Annotated in this window: 1 protein-coding gene; it reads right to left on the bottom strand. The window is 30.1% G+C overall.

Annotation, left to right across the window (positions count from 1 at the left end; genetic code table 11):
- Positions 1–396, bottom strand: a 396-nt coding sequence (locus tag J8L88_RS23450; RefSeq protein WP_211062099.1) for a hypothetical protein, incomplete at both ends; no start/stop codon positions are given.

Below are 396 nucleotides of genomic sequence, written 5' to 3'. Positions count from 1 at the left end.
ATTTTAGTGTACTGAATAATTACTTCATTTTCCTTTGGTTTTATTTCTGATAATGATAGTACTCTAGGGATTTCTTTAGACAAGAAATGTTCTGGGTAAAACCCTTTTATAGAATCATTGAAGCGCTGTAGTTCCTCTTTTTTATCAGATATTAATATGGATAAAGAATCTTGTTTTTTATCAGAAACCCCCTTTTTGTTTTCTTGTAATGAGGCGATATCGTTTTTAAATGCTAATTCTTTTTCTAAGATACTTTCTGGTAATGCTGTTTTACTTCTATTAAGATCTTGCATAAGTAATAATGCCTTGTTTTTTTCCATGAGGAAAAATGCCTTATCCAGTAAGTTAGCTCGATAACAAGCTTCTAATCCTATAATGTAAACCTCAGAAGCTAAA

The sequence above is a fragment of the Aquimarina sp. MMG015 genome (genome assembly GCF_018100855.1).
In the GTDB taxonomy this organism is placed as follows: Bacteria; Bacteroidota; Bacteroidia; order Flavobacteriales; family Flavobacteriaceae; genus Aquimarina; species Aquimarina latercula.
This window is presented reverse-complemented; position numbering and strand designations above follow the sequence as displayed.